Raw genomic sequence first — 20,770 nt, forward strand, 5'->3', positions numbered from 1 at the left:
CGGACGACAGCAGCGAGCGCAGATCATGGCCCTTGTCAGAGCCGCGGCGCTCGCATCTATCCTGCTATCAGGATCGGCGGCCCTCGCCGCCGATCCGCTGCCCGACGCCGTCGCGGCGCCCGGCGAATCTCCGGTCCTCACCGTCCATGCCGAGGGCGCGCAGCTCTATGAGTGCAAGCCGGTCACCGACGGCAAGCTCGCCTGGTCGTTCCGCGAGCCGGTCGCGACCCTGATCGCCGATGGCCGCACGGTCGGCCGGCATTATGCGGGCCCGAACTGGGAGCATGTCGACGGCAGCGCAGTGACCGCCCGCACCGCCGGCAGCGCACCTGGCGCAACGGCTGCGGATATCCCCTGGCTGAAGCTCGAGGTGATCGCCCATCGCGGCAATGGCCTGTTCTCCAGCGTCGCCACCGTGCAGCGGATCAACACCTCGGGCGGCGAACTCAGCGGCGCCTGCGACAAGGCCGGCGCGCTGAAGAGCGCGGCGTATTCTGCCGACTACGTGTTCCTGCGCCGCGACTAATCCCGGATCCCGCCGTCGGTCTCGCGCGGCGCTTGCGCGATCTCCGCGGCCGCCAAGTCGCCACCAGCCGCGAGCGGATCGGCAAGCCGCGCTTCCGCGGTCTCGCGGACATGGGCGGCGAGTGCCGGCATGCGCTCGATCAGGGCGTGGAAGTCCTGCGCATCGAGCAACAGGAGCTTGGTCTTGCGCGTCGCCGTCACCGTGCCGGAGCGATTGGTCCTGCGCAACAGCGCGATCTCGCCGAAGAACGTGCCGTCGGCAAGGCGCACCCGCTGACTCGGCAGGTCGATCTCGACCTCGCCCGCGGTGATGAAATACATCGAAGACGCCGCATCGCCGCGCCGCACCAGCACCTCTCCGGCCTCGATGGTCTGCGACCGCAACAGCCGCATGATGTCGGCGATATCGGCGGCATTGAGATGCGAGAACAGCGGCACCCGCGCCAGCATGCCCCAGGTCACGACGAAGTCGCGGCGCCGGACCTCGTCGGCGAACGCGGTCGAGATGATCGCGACCGGCAGCGCGATCATCGCAAAGCCGACCACGATCGCAACCACGGTGACGATCCGCCCGAGCGGCGTCACCGGAACGACGTCGCCGTAACCGACGGTGCCGAGCGTCACGATCGCCCACCACATCGCCTGCGGCATGGTGCCGAACTTGTCCGGCTGCACCTTGTGCTCGATGGCATAGAGCAGCGAGGCGAACAGCAGCACCGCCCCGGTCAGGATCACGACGCAGCCGAACAGCGTGCGCCGCTCGGCATGCAGCGCCGCCAGCAACGAGCGCATCGCGGTCGAATAGCGCACCAGCTTGAGGAACGGCAGCATGCCGAACAGCACCAGCGCGGTCCTGTCGCCGATCGCAAGCGCAATGGCCGACGGCAGGAAGGCGAACAGGTCGATCACGCCGAGCGCCGAGAAGGCGTATTCGCGCCGCGCCTGCAGCGGCGTCACGTCCCGCAGGGAATGGCCGACCACGCTCCAGAGCCGCGCGGCATATTCCAGCGCGAAGGCGGCCACCGCCGCGATCTCGATCGTCGTCAGCAGCCAGCCCAACTGCGCGTCGATCTCGGGCACCGAGGCCAGAATCGCGGCCAGCACATCGACCGCGATGATGGCGACGATGATCCCGGCAAACCGCGAGCCGCCCGAATGCGGCAGGTCATCGCGCTCCAGCAACTCGTAAAGACGGTCGCGCAGCCCGGGATCGCTGATCGTGGGCTTGAGCGGAGCCGTCGCCACGATCAGCCTCTCCGTCAGGCGCTAGCCGATGCCTGTTGAGTCATGGCCTGCTCGATCGCCGACAGCGCGGCATCGGCCTTGGCGCCGTCGGGGCCGCCGGCCTGCGCCATGTCGGGCCGGCCGCCGCCGCCCTTGCCGCCGAGCACCTCGGAGCCCTTGCGCACCAGTTCGACTGCGTTGAAGCGCGAGGTCAGGTCGGCGGTGACGCCGACCACGATGCCGGCCTTGCCGTCCTCGGTGACGCCGACGATCGCGACCACGCCTGAGCCGATCTGCTTTTTGCCGTCGTCGACCAGGCTCTTCAGATCCTTGGTCTCGACGCCCTCGACCGCACGCGCCAGCAGCTTGACGTTGCCGACCTCGCGGACACCGGACGCCGCGCCGTTCGACGCACCGCTACCGCCGCCCATCGCGAGCTTCTTCCTGGCATCCGACAGGTCGCGCTCGAGCTTCTTGCGCTCTTCCATCAGGGCTGTGATGCGCGCCGGGACGTCCTCGATCGAGGTGCGCAGCTCGGCCGCCGCGCTCTTCGCCAGCGCCATGGTGTCGTTGGCGTGCTTGCGCGCGTGACGTCCGGTCAGCGCCTCGATGCGGCGCACGCCGGAGGCGACCGCGCTCTCGCTGGTCACCGAGATCAGGCCGATGTCGCCGGTGCGGCGGACATGGGTGCCGCCGCAGAGCTCGACCGACCAGCCGAGCGCGTTCTGACCGTGCTCGCGGGCGCTCTTGCCCATCGAGACGACGCGGACTTCATCGCCGTATTTCTCGCCAAACAGCGCGCGCGCACCGGCCTCGCGGGCGTCGTCGACGGCCATCACGCGGGTCGTCACCTCGTCATTCTCGAGCACGACATCGTTGGCGATGTCCTCGACGCGGGCGAGCTCTTCCGGCGTGATCGGCTTCGGATGCACGAAATCGAAGCGCAGGCGATCGGGCGCGACCAGCGAGCCGCGCTGGGCGATGTGATCGCCGAGCACCTGGCGCAGCGCCTCATGCAACAGATGGGTCGCCGAGTGGTTGGCGCGGATCGCCGAGCGGCGCGCGTGGTCGACCTCGAGCTGCAGCGCGGTGCCGGCCTTCAGCGTGCCCTGCTCCACCGTGCCGACATGCACGAACAGATCGCCGGCCTTCTTCTGCATGTCGGTGACGCGGAACTTGACGCCCTCGCCGGTGAGCACGCCGATGTCGCCGACCTGACCGCCGGACTCCGCATAGAACGGGGTCTGGTTCAGCACGATCGCGCCGCTCTCGCCGGCCTTGAGGCCATCGACCTCGGCGCCGTCCTTGACCAGCGCCGTCACCACGCCTTCCGCGCTCTCGGTCTCATAGCCGAGGAATTCGGTCGCGCCGAGCTTCTCGCGCAGCGGGAACCAAATGGTCTCGGTCGCCGCCTCGCCGGAGCCGGCCCAGGAGGCGCGCGCCTTCTCGCGCTGGCGCTCCATCGCGTCGGTGAACGCCGCCTGGTCGACGCTGATGCCGCGCGACTTCAGCGCGTCCTGCGTCAGGTCGAGCGGGAAACCATAGGTATCGTACAGCGTGAACGCGGTGTCGCCGTCGAACATGTCGCCCTTCTTGAGGCCGGCGCTCTTCTCGTCGAGGATCGACAGTCCGCGCACCAGCGTCTTGCGAAATCGGGTCTCTTCGAGCTGCAGCGTCTCCTCGATCAGCTTTTCCGCGCGCACCAGGTCCGGATAGGCCTGGCCCATCTCGCGGACCAGCGCCCAGACCAGGCGATGCATCAGCGGCTCGCTGGCGCCCAGGAGCTGCGCGTGGCGCATCGCGCGGCGCATGATCCGGCGCAGCACGTAGCCGCGGCCCTCGTTCGACGGCAGCACGCCATCGGCGATCAGGAACGCCGACGAGCGCAGATGGTCGGCGATGACGCGATACGATGCGACGTTCTGCGCGTTCGGCCCATGGCCGAGCGCCGACGAGGCTGCGTCGATCAGATGGCGGAACAGATCGGTCTCGAACACGCTCTCGACGCCCTGCAGGATGCAGGCCATGCGCTCGAGGCCCATGCCGGTGTCGATCGAGGGACGCGGCAGCGCCACGCGCTCCTCCTTCGTCACCTGCTCGTACTGCATGAACACCAGATTCCAGAACTCGAGGAAGCGATCGCCGTCCTCCTCGGGGCTACCCGGAGGTCCGCCCCAGATGTGCTCGCCGCGATCGATGAAGATCTCGGAGCACGGACCGCAGGGACCGGTATCGCCCATCGCCCAGAAATTGTCCGAGGTCGGGATGCGGATGATGCGGTCGTCCGAGAAGCCCGCGATCTTCTTCCAGTAGCCGGCCGCCTCGTCGTCGGTGTGATAGACCGTGACGAGCAGCTTGTCCTTCTTCAGCCCGAAATCCCTGGTGATCAGATTCCAGGCGAGCTCGATCGCGCGCTCCTTGAAGTAGTCGCCGAACGAGAAGTTGCCGAGCATCTCGAAGAAGGTGAGATGGCGCGCGGTGTAGCCGACATTGTCGAGGTCGTTATGCTTGCCGCCGGCGCGCACGCATTTCTGCGACGTCGTGGCGCGCTGATAGCTGCGCTTCTCGACGCCGGTGAAGACGTTCTTGAACTGCACCATGCCGGCATTGGTGAACATCAGGGTCGGGTCGTTGCGCGGCACCAGCGGCGACGAGGCCACGATCTCGTGGCCGTTCTCCTTGAAGAAGTTCAGAAATGTCGACCTGATGTCGTTGACGCTGCTCATGTTCATCCAATCGGAAAAAGGGGCCGGCCAGCCGCAAAAAGGCGTCATTTTCCGGCCGAACGCTTTTAGACATTGCCAGCTGCGGTGTCCAGAAACTGTGCAGCCGGATCATGGGCTTGCCGCAACAGCACAAAGCCCGTTGATAGTCGTCCGGGTGCGTTGACAGCCTTGGCGGGGCCGTGTTTTGGTCCTACCTGTAAGTAGTCACGTCGGGAGAGACCGGCCCTGTCCTGGGCCGGCGCCGAAGGAGCAACCGCCCCGGAAACTCTCAGGCAAAAGGACCGCGTGACGTCTGACATCTGGAAAGAGGCGCTGGGGTTCTCCCCGATTGCGTCCGCCGACGGGATAATACTCTCAGGCACAGCGACAGATGGGGCTTTCTGCAGGTTTCTCAAGGGGAAATAGGTCCCCGGCGGGAACCGCGAGGGCCCTGTGATGCTTGTGCGCGAAACTTCCCCGCTGAAACAGACCCCGCTGCACGCGCTGCATCTGGCGCGCGGCGCCAAGATGGTGCCGTTCGCCGGCTATGACATGCCGGTGCAATACACGGCCGGTGTGCTCAGGGAGCACCTGCACACCCGCAAGGATGCCGGCCTGTTCGACGTGTCCCACATGGGACAGCTCGTGCTGAAGGCCAAATCCGGCAAGGTCGCAGACGCGGCGCTCGCGCTGGAGAAGCTGGTGCCGCAGGACATCGTCGGCATCGCGCCGGGACGGCAGCGCTACGCGCAATTCACCAACAAGGACGGCGGCCTGCTCGACGATTTGATGGTGGCGAATTTCGGCGATCATCTATTCCTGGTGGTCAACGCCGCCTGCAAGGACGCGGACGAGGCGCATCTGCGCGCGAATCTTTCCGACAGCTGCGAGATCGTGTCGCTGGCCGACCGCGCGCTGATCGCGCTGCAGGGGCCGAAAGCGGAAGCGGCACTGGCAAAGCTTTGTCCAGATGTCAGTTCGATGAAATTCATGGACGCCGGCCCGCGCCGCGTCGCCGAGATCGACTGCTTCGTCTCGCGCTCCGGTTACACCGGCGAGGACGGCTTTGAGATTTCAGTACCCGCGGACAAGGCGGAAGCCCTGGTCACCGCGCTGCTCGACAATCCCGACGTGCTGCCGATCGGGCTTGGCGCGCGCGACAGCCTGCGGCTCGAAGCCGGGCTCTGCCTCTACGGACATGACATTGACACCACCACCACGCCGGTCGAAGGCGCGCTGGAATGGTCGGTGCAGAAGGTCCGCCGCAGCGGCGGCGCCCGCGCCGGCGGCTTTCCCGGCGCCGACAAGATCCTCGCGCAATTCGCTGATGGCGCCACTCGCCGCCGCGTCGGCCTGCGGCCCGATGGCCGTGCGCCGGTGCGCGAAGGCGCAGCGCTGTTCGCCGACGCCACCTCGCCCGAGCCGATCGGCAAGGTGACCTCGGGCGGCTTCGGCCCGAGCCTCAATGCACCGGTCGCGATGGGCTATCTGCCGACCGCCCTTTCCGCGCTCGGCACCACCGTTTTCGCCGAAGTGCGTGGCCAGCGGCTGCCGCTGAAAGTCGCCGCCACGCCCTTCGTCCCCAATACCTACAAACGCTGAAGGATCGATCCCCATGACGACGCTGTACACGTCCGACCACGAATGGCTCCGCATCGAGGGCGATGTCGCCACGATCGGGATTACCGATTATGCGCAATCGCAGCTCGGCGACGTGGTGTTCGTCGAACTGCCCAAGATCGGCCGCAGCCTGAAAAAGGCCGAGGCCGCCGCCGTCGTCGAATCCGTCAAGGCCGCCTCCGACGTCTATGCGCCGATCACCGGCGAAGTGGTCGAGGTCAACGAGGCGCTCACGGCCGATCCCGCGCTGGTCAATTCGGATGCCGGCGGCAAGGCCTGGTTCTTCAAGCTGAAGATATCAGACAAGGGCGAACTCGGCGGCCTGATGGATGAAGCCGCCTACGCCGCGCACACCGCCTGAGAGAATGAAGCAGATTGCGACCACACACTCCCTGTCATCGCCCGACTTGATCGGGCGACCCAGTACGCCGCGCCTCCTCAGCTTGAACGCTGATGCCTCGGCGTACTGGATACCCCGCTTTCGCGGGGTATGACGGCTGACAACGAGGACCCCGTCATGAACGCGCCCTTCAAGCCGATCAACGAAGCCGCCACCGATTTCGTCCGCCGCCACATCGGACCGTCACCGCGCGACGTCAACGCGATGCTGGAGACGGTCGGCGCCGCGAGCCTGCAGGCGCTGATGAATGAGACGCTGCCGGCGTCGATCCGGCAGAAGGCGCCGCTCGACCTCGGCCGGGCGCTGAGCGAAACCGAGGCGCTCGCGCATATGAGCGAGCTCGCCGCGCAGAACCAGGTGTTCACGTCACTGATCGGCCAGGGCTATTCCGGCACCATCCTGCCCGCGGTGATCCAGCGCAATGTCCTGGAGAACCCGGCCTGGTACACCGCCTATACACCGTACCAGCCGGAGATCAGCCAGGGCCGGCTGGAAGCGCTGTTCAACTTCCAGACCATGATCTGCGACCTCACCGGGCTCGACGTCGCCAACGCCTCGCTGCTCGACGAGGCGACCGCCGCCGCCGAAGCGATGGCGCTCGCCGAGCGCCACTCGCAGGTGAAAGCAAAGGTATTCTTCGTCGACAAGGAGGTGCATCCGCAGACGCTTGCCGTGATGCGCACGCGCGCGGCCCCCTTGGGCTGGGCGCTGGTCGTCGGCGATCCCCTCACCGAGCTCGACAAGGCCGACGTGCTCGGCGCGCTATTGCAATATCCGGGAACGTCGGGCGCGGTACGCGACCTCCGGCCTGCGATCGCATCGCTGCGTGCCAAGGGCGCGCTGGCGGTCGTGGCCGCCGACCTGCTGTCGCTGACGCTGCTGACCTCGCCCGGCGAGCTCGGCGCCGACATCGCGGTCGGCTCGGCGCAGCGGTTCGGCGTGCCGATGGGCTATGGCGGACCGCACGCCGCCTACATGGCGGTGCGCGACACGCTGAAGCGCTCGCTGCCCGGCCGCATCGTCGGGCTGTCAGTGGATTCGCGCGGGCTACCCGCCTATCGCCTGGCGCTGCAAACCCGCGAGCAGCATATCCGCCGCGAGAAGGCGACCTCCAACATCTGCACCGCGCAGGTGCTGCTCGCCGTGATCGCCTCAATGTATGCGGTCTATCACGGCCCCGAGGGCCTGACCCATATCGCACGCGGCGTGCATCGCCGCGCCACCGTGCTGGCCGCAGGCCTGCGCAAGCTCGGCTTTACGCCGACCAGCGAGGCGTTCTTCGACACCGTAACGGTCGAGGCCGGCGCCAGGCAGATCGAGATCGTCACCCGCGCGCAGGCGGAGCGGATCAATCTGCGCATCGGTACGACCACGCTCGGCATCGCGCTCGACGAGACCACGACGCCGGAGACCGTCGAGGCGGTGTGGCGCGTGTTCGGCGGCAAGCTCAGCTTTGCCGAGATCGAAGCGGCGGCGCACGAGGCGCTGCCGAAGGAGCTGCGGCGCACCAGCGCCTTCCTCACCCACCCGGTGTTCAACACGCATCGCTCGGAGACCGAACTGCTGCGCTACATGCGCAAGCTCAGCGATCGCGACCTCGCGCTCGACCGCGCGATGATCCCGCTCGGCTCCTGCACGATGAAGCTCAACGCCACCACCGAGATGATCCCGCTGACCTGGCCGGCGTTCGGCAATCTGCATCCGTTCGCGCCAGCGGATCAGGCCAAGGGCTATCACGCGCTGTTCAAGCGGCTGGAGCAGTGGCTGTGCGACATCACCGGCTATGACGCGGTGTCGTTGCAGCCGAACTCCGGGGCGCAGGGCGAATATGCCGGGTTGCTGGCGATCCGGGGCTATCACCTCGCGCGCGGCGAGCCGCACCGCAAGGTGTGCTTGATCCCCTCCTCCGCGCACGGCACCAATCCGGCCTCGGCCGCGATGGTCGGCATGGATGTCGTGGTGGTGGCGTGCGACGCGCGCGGCGACGTCGACGTCAATGACCTCCGCGCCAAGGCGGAGAAGCATTCGGCCAATCTCGCCGCCGTGATGATCACCTATCCGTCGACCCACGGCGTGTTCGAGGAGCATATCCGCGAGATCTGCGACATCGTGCATGCGCATGGCGGTCAGGTTTATCTCGACGGCGCCAACATGAATGCGCAGGTCGGGCTGTCGCGGCCCGGCGATTACGGCGCCGATGTCAGTCATCTCAACCTGCACAAGACCTTCTGCATCCCGCATGGCGGCGGCGGCCCCGGCATGGGCCCGATCGGCGTCAAGGCGCATCTCGCGCCCTATCTACCGGGTCATCCCGCAACCGACGGCGCGAATGCGCACGCCATCGGCCCGGTGTCAGCCGCGCCGTTCGGCTCGGCGTCGATCCTGACCATCTCCTACATCTACATCCTGATGATGGGCGGCGAAGGCCTCACCCGCGCCACCGAGGTCGCGATCCTCAACGCCAATTACATCGCCGCACGGCTGCAGCCGCACTTTCCGGTGCTGTATCGCAACGAGCGCGGCCGTGTCGCGCATGAGTGCATCGTCGACCCGCGCGGGCTGAAGACGAGCAGCGGCGTCACCGTCGACGACATCGCCAAGCGGCTGATCGACTACGGCTTCCACGCGCCGACCATGAGCTTCCCGGTGGCGGGCACGCTGATGATCGAGCCGACCGAATCAGAATCCAAGTTCGAGATCGACCGCTTCTGCGATGCCATGATCGCGATCCGCAACGAAATTGCGGAGGTCGAGAAGGGCCGCTGGACCATCGACGCCTCGCCGCTGCGCCACGCCCCGCACACCGTGCACGACATCGCCGACGATGTGTGGGAGCGGGCCTACACCCGCGCCGAGGGCTGCTTCCCCGCGGGCGTGTCGCGGTCCGACAAATACTGGAGCCCGGTCGGGCGCGTCGACAATGTCTACGGCGATCGCAATCTGGTGTGCTCGTGCCCGCCGGTCGAGGATTACGCGCAGGCGGCGGAATAGCGCGGGCAACGATCAAGGATGGGCAGAGCCAACGGGCGCGGCTCCGTTGGCTCTGCCCATCCTGCAGCCCGGTTTTCATAAGGCGCGCTTGTCCGTGGGCGAACGACGGCGAGCAACGCCGCGGCAGGAGGAAGCATGCGCGAGGACTTCTGGTTTCAGTTCCCGTTTCGCGTCCGCTATTCCGAGGTCGACGCGCAGGCCGTGGTGTTCAACGCCCACTACCTCACCTATTTCGATACCGCGATCACCGAGTACTTCCGCGCGCTCGGCTACGACTATCTCGGCGAGGTGGCGCGGACTGGCATCGACTTCCACACCGTGAAATCGGTCGTCGAGTACAAGGCGCCGATCCGCTTCGACGAGGACATCGAAGTCTGCGTCCGCGTCGCGCGGATCGGCCGCTCCTCGATCAACCTTGCGCTCGCGATCTTCGCCAAGGGCTCCGAGGATTTGCGCGCCACCGGCGAGATCATCTGGGTCGCGACCGATCAGAAGACCCATCAGTCGGTCGCCGTGACGGACGACTTGCGGGCGCTGATCGCGAGCCGGGAAAAGGCGCTGGCACAGGGATAAGCACGGGCAGATACCGGATCAGCAGATCAAGATCCGACGCCCGCTCCGCTCCCGTTCAACACCAAAACCAAACAGGCGCCGAAGACGTCGGCAACTCAACGTCCTCAGCGCCCGCTTGCAGCGAAATCTTGGAGCTTTAAAGCTTACTCCTCCGTCGGCTCCTCGCCGTCGGCGTCGCGCTCGGGCGTGCCGGCGAGGATCTGCTCGGAGATCAGGCCGGAATTCTGCCGGATCGCGGCTTCGATCTTGGTGGTGATATCGGGGTTGGCGCGCAGGAACGCCTTCGAATTCTCGCGTCCCTGGCCGAGCCGCTGGCTGTCATAGGAGAACCAGGCACCCGATTTCTCGACGAGGCCGGCCTTGACGCCGAGGTCGAGGATCTCGCCCATCTTGGAGACGCCCTCGCCGTACATGATGTCGAACTCGACCTGCTTGAAGGGCGGCGCCAGCTTGTTCTTCACCACCTTGACGCGGGTGGTGTTGCCGACCACCTCGTCACGCTCCTTGATCGCGCCGATGCGGCGGATGTCGAGGCGGACCGAGGCATAGAACTTCAGCGCGTTGCCGCCGGTGGTGGTTTCGGGCGAACCGTACATCACGCCGATCTTCATACGGATCTGGTTGATGAAGATCACCATCGTATTCGACTTGTTGATCGAGGCGGTGAGCTTGCGCAGCGCCTGGCTCATCAGGCGGGCCTGCAGGCCGGGCAGCGCGTCGCCCATCTCACCCTCGAGCTCGGCCTTCGGCACCAGCGCCGCGACTGAATCGACCACCAGCACGTCGACCGCACCGGAGCGCACCAGCGTGTCGCAGATTTCCAGCGCCTGCTCGCCGGTGTCCGGCTGCGAGATCAGGAGCTCGTCGATGTTGACGCCGAGCTTGCGCGCATAGACCGGATCGAGCGCATGTTCGGCGTCGATGAAGGCGCAGATGCCGCCCTTCTTCTGGCCTTCCGCCACCGTGTGCAGCGCCAGCGTGGTTTTCCCTGAGGATTCCGGCCCGTAGATCTCGACGATGCGCCCCTTCGGCAGGCCGCCGACGCCGAGCGCGATATCGAGCCCGAGCGACCCCGAGGACACCGTCTCGACATCCATCGAGCGGTCGTTCTTGCCGAGCTTCATCACCGAGCCCTTGCCGAACTGACGCTCGATCTGGGAGAGCGCGGCTGAGAGGGCCTTGGACTTGTCCATGGAGGATCCTTCGACGATACGCAGTGCAGTGGCGGACATTTGGGATGTGCTCCTTATGGCGGGGATTCGCTAGCGGGACAAACGGGCGATGAGGTCGAAAGGAATGCCTTGTTGATAGGAAACCTCGTACCACGTTTGTTCTATGTTCGCAATATGTTCTTTCGGACGGGTAAGCGCCGGATGCCGTCAGGGCACTGTCTCCGGGGTTGATTTCCGAAGTGTCCTGGCGCGGATTAAGCGAACGGAAACCGAGGCTTGGTTGATGTTCTCGGTAGGACTACTGAGGCGATAGAGTAAATGTTCTGGCCCCATCATTTTCCATGGGACGCCATCTGTTCTGGCCGTGAAAGCGATCGCGAGATCGCGCCTCCGCACGCGGCGGCCCCCTCTCACAGACATTGTCCGGCCTCTTTCGGGCCAGCGCTTTTCGTGGCCATCGCCCCCGTGTCACAACCTGCGCACCGGCCGTAGCTAGTCGTCGAACTCCTGCCCGCCGCGATCCGTAGTTCTCCGGGCAAGAACAAAGTTCCGGATGGCATGCCACCCAAGCACGTCCGAAAAATAGTTGCACTATCAAGATGTTACACACGCGCCGACCATGGTCTGGCACAATCTGCATACTACCTTGGTACCCCTCCTGACGCCCAAAAAAACTACGTAGCCTTCGCGGAAGACTCAGCTTGCGCCAGTGTTCGTAACGTTGGCCTGCCCGGCAATGCAGCCGGGGCGCTGCGCAGCGGCGACACCGTCCAGCCGACGGATCGGTCCGCCCGCAGGGTCTGCGACGCCGCCCGGACGGGCATTTTATCTCATATTAACGTTTGACGATTGTTAGAGATTAATACAACCTATGGTTTTAGGTATCGATGATTGCCTTTGATTCGCGGGATTGTTCCAGATGATCCACAGGGGCATCGAATTCACCATCACCCAGCTGATAGCCGGGGTCTGGACATGGCGCTTCCAGATCGGGGATCGGGTCTTCACAGGCAAGACCGAGGCGAAACTCGACTTGCTGGCGGTCCGCCGCGTCCAGCTGCGGATCGACCGCGAGCTGAACAACCTCGGGCGCGAACAGAGCCGCGGCCGCAGCGACGGGGAGTGAGGCGCAATCTGCCGGGCGAGCTGACGCCGTGCCGGTCCGCTTCGCCCAGGCACTGTCAGTCCGCGCTGGCCAGCCGCCGCATCGTGAACTCGATGTCGCCGCCGGGCAGCTCGCGCCAGCTCTCGACGGCGCTCATATAGGCCGCCTTCGGATAGCGCTTGAGGAAGGCACGCGCCCGCAGGCGGGCCTGATCGCGTGGCAGGCTGAAGGTCTCGCGCAGAAAGCCGTCATCCGGCTTGCGCCGTGCGGCCATCCGGCTGGCGAGATCGCGCGGACGAAACACCATTGCCGCAACTCCGGACCAACTGACGACGCTCCCAATATAGGCGCGGTGCCGGGAGAATCCGAGTCCGTGCCAGACCGTCGAGGCCGGCCCGAACGGCGCTTACTGGCTGCGCTGCGTGGTCGGGCCTGGCTGCGCCGAGCTTCCGGTCTTGGTCTTCGGCTTGGCGGGAGGATGGGCCGCCGCCTTCGGCGCGTCGCTGCGCACCACGCCCCACGGATCGGACGATCCCTTGGCGTCGGGAATCTTGCTGAGCGAGTCCTTGTAAGCCCTCTGATTGACCGCGTCCTGGTCCTTCTCTTCCTGGGTCTTGGTCTTGACCTCAGGCATCAGGTTGATGTTCGGCATCTGCGCATAGGCCGGCGCCGACAGCAGCACCGCAACCGCGACTGCGCACAAAACTCTCATGAGAACGCTCCTTGCATTTTCGTCCGCGGTATATCACCGCCGGAAAGCCGTCGCCAAGCACATGTCTGGCCAAGCATGTCCGGCCAAGCTGGCTGTCGCTGCCCTAGAGGTTGTCCGACTTGCAGGATTTCGGCGACTGCATCCAGTCGTCCCAGACCGGACCGCAGCGCGTGCAGCCACTGAGCGCCAATCCGACCGCAATCACGCCGCCGAGCAACACCAACCTGCGGACCATGTACGCCCCCACACCACTAACGAAGGGCGATTGGGCGCCGAAACTGGGGCATTTTCATGCCGGGCACGGCGTTTGCAACGCAGCGCACGCGCGCCGGAGCGCCGCCGCCGCGCAACGGTTTGACCGGGCGGCCGCGCAAATTACACTCCGCAACAAAGCAGAAAAGGAATCGACGACATGACTTTGGCGATGAGCTGGGACGAATGGACGCGGCATGACGGAATGGCGCTCGCCGAGCGCGTCCGGCGTGGCGAGCTGACGCCGCGGGAGCTGGCATCGCAAGCCGCCGCCGCGGTCGCCAAGGTCGATCCCGCGCTCTCCGGCGTGGTCGAGCTGTTCGACGACGTGATCGCCGATCCCGCGCGCGACGGCGCCGATCTCAACGGGCCGTTCGCCGGCCTGCCCTTCCTGATGAAGGATCTCGGCCCGACCATGCAGGGACGGCTGCAGGAGATGGGCTCGCTGATGATGCGCGGCAATCGCGCCGCGGCCGACACCTTCCTGACCACGAAGCTGCGCAAGGCCGGCCTCAATCTGATCGGGCGGACCACGACGCCGGAGTTCGGGGTTTGCAGCTCGGCCGAGAACCCCGCGATCTATGTCACGCGCAATCCCTGGAACACCGACTACACCACCTGCGGCTCGTCGGCTGGCAGCGCGGCGATGGTCGCCGCCGGGGCGGTGCCGATCGCACATGCGACCGACGGCGGCGGCTCGATCCGGATTCCGGCCGGCGTCAACGGCAATATCGGACTGAAAGTGTCGCGCGGCGTGTTCTCGCTCGCGCCGCATCTGTCCGATCTCACCGGCCTCGTCTCGATCCAGGGCTGCCAGTCGCGCTCGGTGCGCGACACCGCGGCCTTCGTCGACGCCTGCCGCGGCCCCGCGCCCGGCGAGTTCATGCCGTTCTGGGCACCGCCTGAGCCATATGCCGCGATGATCAAGCGCGACCCCGGCCGGCTCAGGATCGCGCTGTCGCACACATGGGGCGACTATCGCGCGACGCCGCATATCGCAGCCGAGCTCGCGCGGGTCGGACGCTTCCTCGAAGGCCTCGGCCATCAGGTCGATTACGCCCTGCCGGCGATCGACTACACTGAAGCCTTCGCGGCGCAGACCAGCTGCTACATCAGCAATTTCGCCGTCGTGATCGGCAACATGCTCGCCGCGCGCGGATTGGCGCGGCCGCCGCCGGAGCTGATCGAACCGATCAACATCCGGATCTGGGAGCACGGCCGCGACTTCAGCTTCGCCGATCGCGCCCGCATGCAGGCGGTGTTCAACACCACCGCGCGCGGCTTCGGCACCTTCTTCGAGGATTGGGACATCATCCTGACGCCGATCACGGCACTGCCGACGCCGAAGGTCGGCACCACGGAATATCTCACCATCAGCGACAACCCGTCGGTGCTGGACTGGTTCGGCAATCTCTGGCGCAATTTCGCCTTCACGCCGCTGGCCAATCTCTGCGGCATCCCCGCGATCTCGCTGCCGCTCGCGACCAACGAGCATGGCCTGCCGCTCGGCATCCAGGCGATCGGCAAGCAGGCCGATGACGGGCTATTGTTGCAGCTCGCCGCCCAGATCGAACGCGCGATCGACGGCAAATGGAATGACGGCAAGCGGCCGGGCGTGCATGTCACGGCCAACTAGGTCATAGATAACAGCAAGACCATCAGGGCAGGAAGCGAGACATCATGCAGCAGGCCAATGAATTCGGGATCGACGACGCGAAGCGCGTGCTCGGCGACGTCTTTGCGCCATGGGTGCAGGACCTCAATCTGTCGGTCGAGCAATTCGACATCGCAGCCCCCGCCGGCGGCGATCCCGACTGGCAGCCCGGCGCCATCCTGCGCATGCCGTTTTCCGAGCGGCTGTGCCGCAATGGCGGCATCGTCTGCGGCCAGGCGCTGATGGCGTTCGCCGACACCGCGATGGTGCTGGCCAATCTCGCCGCCAACAAGGGCTATCGCCCGATGACGACGGTCGACCAGACCACGCATTTCATGCGCGCGGTGACCGCCTCCGACGTGCTGGCCGACGCCCGCGTGGTCCGGCTCGGCCGCACCATGAGCTTCGGCCGCGTCACGCTCTCCTCCGGCACCGACAACAAGCCGGTGGCGATGGTGTCGAGCGCGTTCGCGATGCTGCCGGGATAAGACGCCGAGGCGACGCCTTGGCGGAGACGAGACCGGGCGCCCCAGTACACCGCGGCCTGTCGGCTCAAGCACGACAGTCTCTGGAATACTAGATCACCCGCATGCGCGGTTGATGACACCGAGCAAGCTGAGTAAACCAATTCCGTCATCCTGAGGAGCGCGCTCTCGCGCGCGTCTCGAAGGATGAATCGGCCCGGCTGGTGGCCGTCGATCCTTCGAGGCCCATGCTCCACGAGGCGCCTGCGTAGCAGGCTTACTTGGCGAGCACGGCCTCGGCGGCATTGACGATGCTGATGGTCGGATTCTTTCCGCAATAGGTGCCGAACTTCCTGGCGTTCTCGGTGAACACGTCGGTGTCGATGATCGCCTCGTCGGAATCGCCCTTGTACCAGCCGTCCATCCACACCAGCACCATCTTGATGGTGTCGTCGCCGCCTTCGACGAACTGCTTGCAGGTCATGGTCGAGAGATCGAGCACGGTGGCGTTGGCCGGTGCGGACGACAGCGCGAGCGCGGCGGCAAGCATGATCGAGGCAGTGATCTTCATCGCAATCTCCAAGGGCAAATGATCTGAAATGAACAGGCCCGCTGGAGGCCCCAGCGCGTCCGCTCGCGACCTCGTAGGCGAAGCACCGCGGCGAACGCAAGCATGACATCGCGTGCGTGTGTCTGCACGTCGTTTCGGTGCACGCGTTGAGAATTCGTGCTTCTGATTTGTGATAGCGCCGCCGCCAAAACGTGAAGAGAACGGGGTGTGTACTCAAAAATCAGGTGTATGCGAACGGGGATAGCCAGGTCCGTGTCGCTCTCAAAAGCTGACAGCGGCGACGCTTTGGTGAATGTCCGGCTAGGGCCATAAGCGGAAGTGCGCGAATTCTCAATTGCGAGACCGCGTCAGATCAAGCGTGATGGAAACCACCACTAAGGTAAGAGTGAAGAGCCCGAAGATCGATTTGGTCACTGCACTCTTCCAGTCGGTGCGCATGCGCGCCAAGCAGAAGACTGCAATTGCCGATACCAGAACGCCTATCGCGATAGCTGGAATACCCGCATCGCTCGAAAGCCCCAAGGGAAGCTTTAGTCCGATGTAGATGACGAAAGTCGCCATGTAGATCGACCAAGCCACCCAACACACCGAAACCGCTTCATCCAACGACAATTTCCGGCCAAAAGTCCATGAGGGGCGTATCACCATAATCAGGGAAGCAGCCACGACAGCAACAGAGCCCAACACAAGCAGATTACTCACAACGCGATCTCCGGTTGTTGCGAGCACTTTATGCTTGAAGGTCTTAGCTGTCCGCAATCTCGTATTGGCCCACACGTCCGCTATGGGTCAAAAAGCAGCGGTCGAGGATCGTTAATGAGAAGTCCGGACTGCACCCAACACCGGACCAGTCGGAGGCGGCGAAGTTGGTCCACAAGGCGACATCCCGATAATCGTCCCTCCTGCACGTCCTGTGAGGCCGCGAACGAACCCCGCCGTCATTTCGAGCGAAGCGAAGCAATCCATCTGTCCGCAAATGCGGTTGGATGGATTGCGTCGTCGCTATCGCTCCTCGCAATGACGACGGAGATTGACTCGTGACGCGAAGACTAGCGGAGCCAGGCGACACCCGCACTATTTCGGAATATTAGAAAAATTACCCCTGAGTTGCCCGACGTGTCAAGTTGCTTGTCGCACGCCGGCAGCCGCCGGCTCCTTTGCATGGGGTTGTTTTCGCTGTTTTGGCGGCGTGCGCCTGCGGCGGGAGGTACCTAGGCGGATCGCGAGCGGCGCGCGCGCCGTCGGCGCCACAGCAGCGTGACGAGCACCGACAGCGCGATCAGCACAAGGACCGCCTCGATCATCTTGAGCATGAACCGCCCGCCGGGGCGATCGATGAGACGCGTCCACAGCGAGGCCCCCTCGCCCGGCCGCGGCAGGCGAAACGCCACCACGCTGTCGCCGATCGACGTGCCGGCCTCGGAATGGCCGCCGGCGCCGATCACGACATACTGCTCGCCCTTCCAGAGATAGGTCATCGGATTGGCGACGCCCGGCACCGGAAGCCGGCCGAGCCACAATTGCCGGCCCGACTTGACATCGAACGCGCGCAAGTATGCATCCATCGCCCCGGTGAACAGCACGCCGCCCGCGGTGATCGCGACGCCATTGACCAGCGGCGTGCCGGTGTCGAGCGCGATGCCGAGCGGCGCGACATCCTCGCTGGTGCCGACCGAGGAATGCCAGAGAATCTTGCCGGCCTTCAGATCGACCGCCACGGTCTCGCCCCATGGCGGCTTGTTGCAGGGCGTCCCGACCGGCGTCATCGCCAGCGCCCGCGACATCGCGAACGGCGCGCCCTCCTGCTGGCCGAATTCATGGCCGGGCGGCGGATTGAAGCCCTTGGCCTGGTCGCGCGGAATCAGCGTGACGACATGCGCGGCATGGCTGACATTGGCGAACAGGATCTGGTTGACCGGATCGAACGCCGCGCTGCCCCAGTTCACGCCGCCGCCGGTCATCGGATAGACGATCGTGCCTTGCGTCGACGGGGGCGTGTAAAGCCCCTCGTTGCGGGATTGCGCGAGCAGCTTGTCGCACGCCGGGCTGCCGACGCCCGGCAGCAGGCCTGCGACGTCGTCGGCCGTCATCCGCTGCGTCAGCAACGGCGGCACATGGGTCGGGAACGGCTGCGTCGGCGACAGTTGCTCGCCCTCGGCGCCGTTCTGCGGCACCGGGCGCTCCTCGACCGGCCACACCGGCTTGCCGCTGTCGCGGTCGAGCACGAACACAAAGCCCTGCTTGGTCGGCTGGATCACGACGTCGCGCGGGCCGTTGCCGGTGTCGATCCGCGCCAGCGTCGGCTGCGCCGGCAGGTCGTAATCCCAGACGTCATGATGCACGGTCTGGAATGCCCAGACCAGCTCACCGGTCTCGATCCGCAGCGCGACGACGGAATTGGCGTGCTCGTCATTGCCGGGACGCTTGCCGCCCCAGAAGTCTGGACTGGGCGATGTCGTCGGCAGGAACACCAGGCCGCGCTCCTCGTCCACCGACATCGGCGCCCAGACATTGCTGTGACCGGCCTCGATCCCGTTATGCACCAGTGGATCGAAGGTCCAGCGCGGCTGACCGGTCCGCGCATCGAACGCGCGCACCGCGCCGAGCGGCGCATCGACCCGCCGGTTGTCGCCGATCGCCGATCCGACCACGACCACCCCGTGCCCGGTCACCGGCGCCGAGGTGATCTGAAATTCGCCCGGCCATTCCAGCTTCATCCCGGCGTCGATCTTGATCTCGCCGCCATTGCCGAAATCGGCGCAAGGCTTGCCGGTCTTGGCATCGAGCGCGATCAGGCGCGTGTCATTGGTGCCGGTGAAGATGCGCGACTTGCAGGCCGCGCCTTCAGCCGCACGATCGTCGGTCCAGTGCGCGACGCCGCGGCAGACGAAGCGGTTGGCCGGTCGCTGACCCATGCTGATCTTCGGATCGAACCGCCATTTTGGCGCGCCGGTGCCGGGATCGAGCGCGATCACCTCGTTGAACGGCGTGCAGAAGATCAGGCTGTCCTCGACGAACAGCGGCGTCGCCTCGAACTTGGTGCGCTTCATCACCGCGGGCGGGCGCGCGTCGAGATCGCCGGTGCGGAAGTCCCAGCCGCGCACCAGCGTGCCGACATTGTCTGTCGTGATCTGCGTCAGCGGCGAGAAGCGCGTGCCGCCGCGATCGCCGCCCCAATACTCCCAGGCGAGCGCCGGCTGCATGCACAGCAGCGCGGCGAGCAGGCCAAACAGGGATCGCATTGCGTCCTCCCGCGAGATGCGAACGGCGCATCTCATGCGGGGAAAGCGTTTACGCTATCGGCGCGTCAGTATCCACCCCTGCGATAGCCGCCGCCATAATTGCCGCGATAGCCACCGCCGCCGATGCCGATCCCGATTCCGATCGGCGGTCCGACGGGCTCATAGACCACCGCCGGCGGCGGACGGCGTACCACCACGACGTCGTCCTCGACGACGACGCGCGGCGGCCGCTTGCCGGCGCGCCGCGGCGGATCGGGCTCGGCACGCTTCTCGACACGCTGCTCGACACGATTCTTGGCCGGCGCGACGGCGGCCTTCTGCTGCGGCGGCGGCGCGGCATTGCAGGGACAGGTCGGCGCCGCCAGCGCGACATTGGTCGCGGGCAAGCTAATCGCCGCGGCCGGCGTCAGGTCGGGACGGTAGCGCAGCCGCTCGATCATCTTGCGCGCGGTCGCCGTCAGGTCGCTGTCAGGATACTGCACGAGGAAGCTGCGATAGGCCGCCGCCGTATTGGCGATGATGGCGTTGTTCCACGCCACCATGCGGCGATGCCGGTCGAGCCAGTCGCGCGCCTGCAGGCCGCGCGGCGTGACGGCGAAGATCGCGGCGAAGGCCTCATAGGATTCGTCGGTGCCGTCGATCACCATCAACTCGTTCGCAGTCTCGATCGGCTTGCCCTGCAACTCGCGCTTCCATTCGTCGACGGTGCGGTTGGCCGCCGCCGGCGTCGGCGTGGCCGCGGGCACTGGCGCTGGCGCATCCGCCGTCGCCGCGATGAAGCGGAAGTCGTCGGTGAGCGACGAGGAGTCCCACGGCGTCTGGCGGCCGTCGGTCGCCTTGTTCACCGCGAGCCGAACCCGCTTGAAGATGTCCTCGATCGCAATCCCCGGCTGCTTCGCGGTCGCCAGCAACGCGGTTGTATACGGACTGTTGGCGCCGCTGCCGTCCTCGGCTTCCGCCCCCGGCGAGGTCGAGAACGACACGAAGGTGCCGGGCGCGCCGATCCTGGCATCGACGATGGCAAGGCCATGCCCCGCGGTCTTGCTGAGCTCCGGGAACGGATTGTTGCGGCAGGCATCGAGCAGCACGATGCGCATCCGGCTCGGCACCGAGGTCAGCGTGTTGAGGATGTCGTTGAGGCGAACCGCCTGGATCGGGATGTCGGCCTCGCGCTTCGGATCGACGTCGACCGGCACCAGATAGTTCTCGCCATCGATTTGCAGGCCGTGCCCGGCGTAGAACACCAGCGCCACGGTATCGGCGCCCTTCGCCGCCACCTCGCCGGCAAAGTCGCTGATCCGGGTGCGCATCTCGTCCTGCGACAGATCCGATGCCGTCGTCACCGCAAACCCGGCATCGGTGAGCATCTGCGACATGGCCTTGGCGTCGTTGGCCGGATTGGGCAGCGCGGGCACCGACTTGTAGGCCGACTGCCCGATCACCAGCGCCAGCCGGCTTTCCGCCGATGCCGGCGCCGCGCTGAACAGGATCGCGGCGGGAACGAGCAGGCTGAGGAGCGAACGGCGCAACATGGCGGCCTCCGACATGACATCGGAGATG

At 65.9% G+C, this 20,770-nt stretch carries 18 protein-coding genes and 1 riboswitch; of the genes, 9 read left to right on the forward strand and 9 right to left on the reverse strand.

The window, feature by feature from the left end; translation table 11 throughout:
* Nucleotides 1–25: 25 nt before the first annotated feature.
* The gene (locus ACVMB0_RS31945; protein WP_461348746.1) at nucleotides 26–526 is read left to right on the forward strand and encodes a DUF3455 domain-containing protein; all 501 of its coding nucleotides are present in this window, start codon (nucleotides 26–28) and stop codon (nucleotides 524–526) included.
* On the opposite strand, the gene ACVMB0_RS31950 is transcribed toward ACVMB0_RS31945, so the two are convergent.
* Both ACVMB0_RS31950 and alaS read right to left on the reverse strand, forming a co-directional pair.
* Entirely contained in the window at nucleotides 523–1,773 is a 1,251-nt protein-coding gene (locus ACVMB0_RS31950; protein ID WP_461349749.1) for a cyclic nucleotide-gated ion channel, read from the reverse strand. The genes ACVMB0_RS31945 and ACVMB0_RS31950 overlap by 4 nt on opposite strands.
* A gap of 11 nt (nucleotides 1,774–1,784) precedes the next feature.
* Nucleotides 1,785–4,475 (reverse strand): alanine--tRNA ligase, encoded by a 2,691-nt coding sequence (gene alaS / locus ACVMB0_RS31955; protein ID WP_461348747.1) that lies wholly within the window; start codon nucleotides 4,473–4,475, stop codon nucleotides 1,785–1,787.
* 200 nt (nucleotides 4,476–4,675) lie between these two features.
* A riboswitch (glycine riboswitch) is annotated at nucleotides 4,676–4,768 on the forward strand.
* A gap of 142 nt (nucleotides 4,769–4,910) precedes the next feature.
* Here alaS and gcvT point away from each other — a divergent pair.
* The 4 genes from gcvT (at nucleotide 4,911) to ACVMB0_RS31975 (ending at nucleotide 10,038) form a co-directional block, all read left to right on the forward strand.
* Nucleotides 4,911–6,056, forward strand: coding sequence for a glycine cleavage system aminomethyltransferase GcvT (gene gcvT / locus ACVMB0_RS31960; RefSeq protein WP_461348748.1), 1,146 nt, complete (start codon nucleotides 4,911–4,913; stop codon nucleotides 6,054–6,056).
* 13 nt (nucleotides 6,057–6,069) lie between these two features.
* Nucleotides 6,070–6,435, forward strand: a complete 366-nt coding sequence (gcvH, locus tag ACVMB0_RS31965) for a glycine cleavage system protein GcvH (RefSeq protein ID WP_456753899.1) — start codon at nucleotides 6,070–6,072, stop codon at nucleotides 6,433–6,435.
* Nucleotides 6,436–6,591: 156 nt separating this feature from the next.
* Entirely contained in the window at nucleotides 6,592–9,465 is a 2,874-nt protein-coding gene (gene gcvP, locus ACVMB0_RS31970; RefSeq protein ID WP_461348749.1) for an aminomethyl-transferring glycine dehydrogenase, read from the forward strand.
* A gap of 135 nt (nucleotides 9,466–9,600) precedes the next feature.
* The gene (locus ACVMB0_RS31975) at nucleotides 9,601–10,038 is read left to right on the forward strand and encodes an acyl-CoA thioesterase (RefSeq protein ID WP_461348750.1); all 438 of its coding nucleotides are present in this window, start codon (nucleotides 9,601–9,603) and stop codon (nucleotides 10,036–10,038) included.
* Between the two features lie 143 nt (nucleotides 10,039–10,181).
* Here ACVMB0_RS31975 and recA read toward each other — a convergent pair whose 3' ends face one another.
* Entirely contained in the window at nucleotides 10,182–11,270 is a 1,089-nt protein-coding gene (gene recA / locus ACVMB0_RS31980; RefSeq protein WP_050629140.1) for a recombinase RecA, read from the reverse strand.
* Between the two features lie 859 nt (nucleotides 11,271–12,129).
* Between recA and ACVMB0_RS31985 the strand changes: the two genes are divergently transcribed.
* Nucleotides 12,130–12,336 (forward strand): hypothetical protein, encoded by a 207-nt coding sequence (locus ACVMB0_RS31985; protein ID WP_461348751.1) that lies wholly within the window; start codon nucleotides 12,130–12,132, stop codon nucleotides 12,334–12,336.
* Between the two features lie 55 nt (nucleotides 12,337–12,391).
* On the opposite strand, the gene ACVMB0_RS31990 is transcribed toward ACVMB0_RS31985, so the two are convergent.
* Both ACVMB0_RS31990 and ACVMB0_RS31995 read right to left on the reverse strand, forming a co-directional pair.
* Nucleotides 12,392–12,622, reverse strand: a complete 231-nt coding sequence (locus ACVMB0_RS31990) for a hypothetical protein (protein ID WP_456753895.1) — start codon at nucleotides 12,620–12,622, stop codon at nucleotides 12,392–12,394.
* A 99-nt stretch (nucleotides 12,623–12,721) separates the two neighbouring features.
* Nucleotides 12,722–13,027 (reverse strand): hypothetical protein, encoded by a 306-nt coding sequence (locus ACVMB0_RS31995; protein WP_456753894.1) that lies wholly within the window; start codon nucleotides 13,025–13,027, stop codon nucleotides 12,722–12,724.
* Nucleotides 13,028–13,146: 119 nt separating this feature from the next.
* Between ACVMB0_RS31995 and ACVMB0_RS32000 the strand changes: the two genes are divergently transcribed.
* Genes ACVMB0_RS32000 through ACVMB0_RS32010 form a run of 3 tightly spaced genes read left to right on the forward strand, consistent with a single transcriptional unit; the run spans nucleotide 13,147 to nucleotide 15,421 of the window.
* Nucleotides 13,147–13,443 (forward strand): hypothetical protein, encoded by a 297-nt coding sequence (locus ACVMB0_RS32000; RefSeq protein ID WP_461348752.1) that lies wholly within the window; start codon nucleotides 13,147–13,149, stop codon nucleotides 13,441–13,443.
* Nucleotides 13,440–14,915, forward strand: coding sequence for an amidase (locus tag ACVMB0_RS32005; RefSeq protein ID WP_461348753.1), 1,476 nt, complete (start codon nucleotides 13,440–13,442; stop codon nucleotides 14,913–14,915). The genes ACVMB0_RS32000 and ACVMB0_RS32005 overlap by 4 nt, the downstream gene beginning before the upstream one ends.
* A gap of 44 nt (nucleotides 14,916–14,959) precedes the next feature.
* Entirely contained in the window at nucleotides 14,960–15,421 is a 462-nt protein-coding gene (locus ACVMB0_RS32010) for a PaaI family thioesterase (RefSeq protein ID WP_456753892.1), read from the forward strand.
* Nucleotides 15,422–15,674: 253 nt separating this feature from the next.
* On the opposite strand, the gene ACVMB0_RS32015 is transcribed toward ACVMB0_RS32010, so the two are convergent.
* The 4 genes from ACVMB0_RS32015 to ACVMB0_RS32030 form a co-directional block, all read right to left on the reverse strand.
* The gene (locus ACVMB0_RS32015) at nucleotides 15,675–15,968 is read right to left on the reverse strand and encodes an HdeA/HdeB family chaperone (RefSeq protein ID WP_461348754.1); all 294 of its coding nucleotides are present in this window, start codon (nucleotides 15,966–15,968) and stop codon (nucleotides 15,675–15,677) included.
* Between the two features lie 330 nt (nucleotides 15,969–16,298).
* Nucleotides 16,299–16,670 carry a hypothetical protein gene (locus ACVMB0_RS32020; RefSeq protein WP_461348755.1) on the reverse strand — a complete coding sequence of 124 codons (372 nt, stop codon included), beginning with the start codon at nucleotides 16,668–16,670 and terminating at the stop codon, nucleotides 16,299–16,301.
* Nucleotides 16,671–17,179: 509 nt separating this feature from the next.
* Complete coding sequence (locus tag ACVMB0_RS32025; RefSeq protein WP_461348756.1) at nucleotides 17,180–19,210, reverse strand: pyrroloquinoline quinone-dependent dehydrogenase; 2,031 nt, start codon at nucleotides 19,208–19,210, stop codon at nucleotides 17,180–17,182.
* A gap of 65 nt (nucleotides 19,211–19,275) precedes the next feature.
* Nucleotides 19,276–20,742, reverse strand: a complete 1,467-nt coding sequence (locus tag ACVMB0_RS32030; protein WP_461348757.1) for a caspase family protein — start codon at nucleotides 20,740–20,742, stop codon at nucleotides 19,276–19,278.
* Nucleotides 20,743–20,770 lie beyond the last annotated feature (28 nt).

The sequence above is a fragment of the Bradyrhizobium sp. USDA 4451 genome (genome assembly GCF_054822585.1).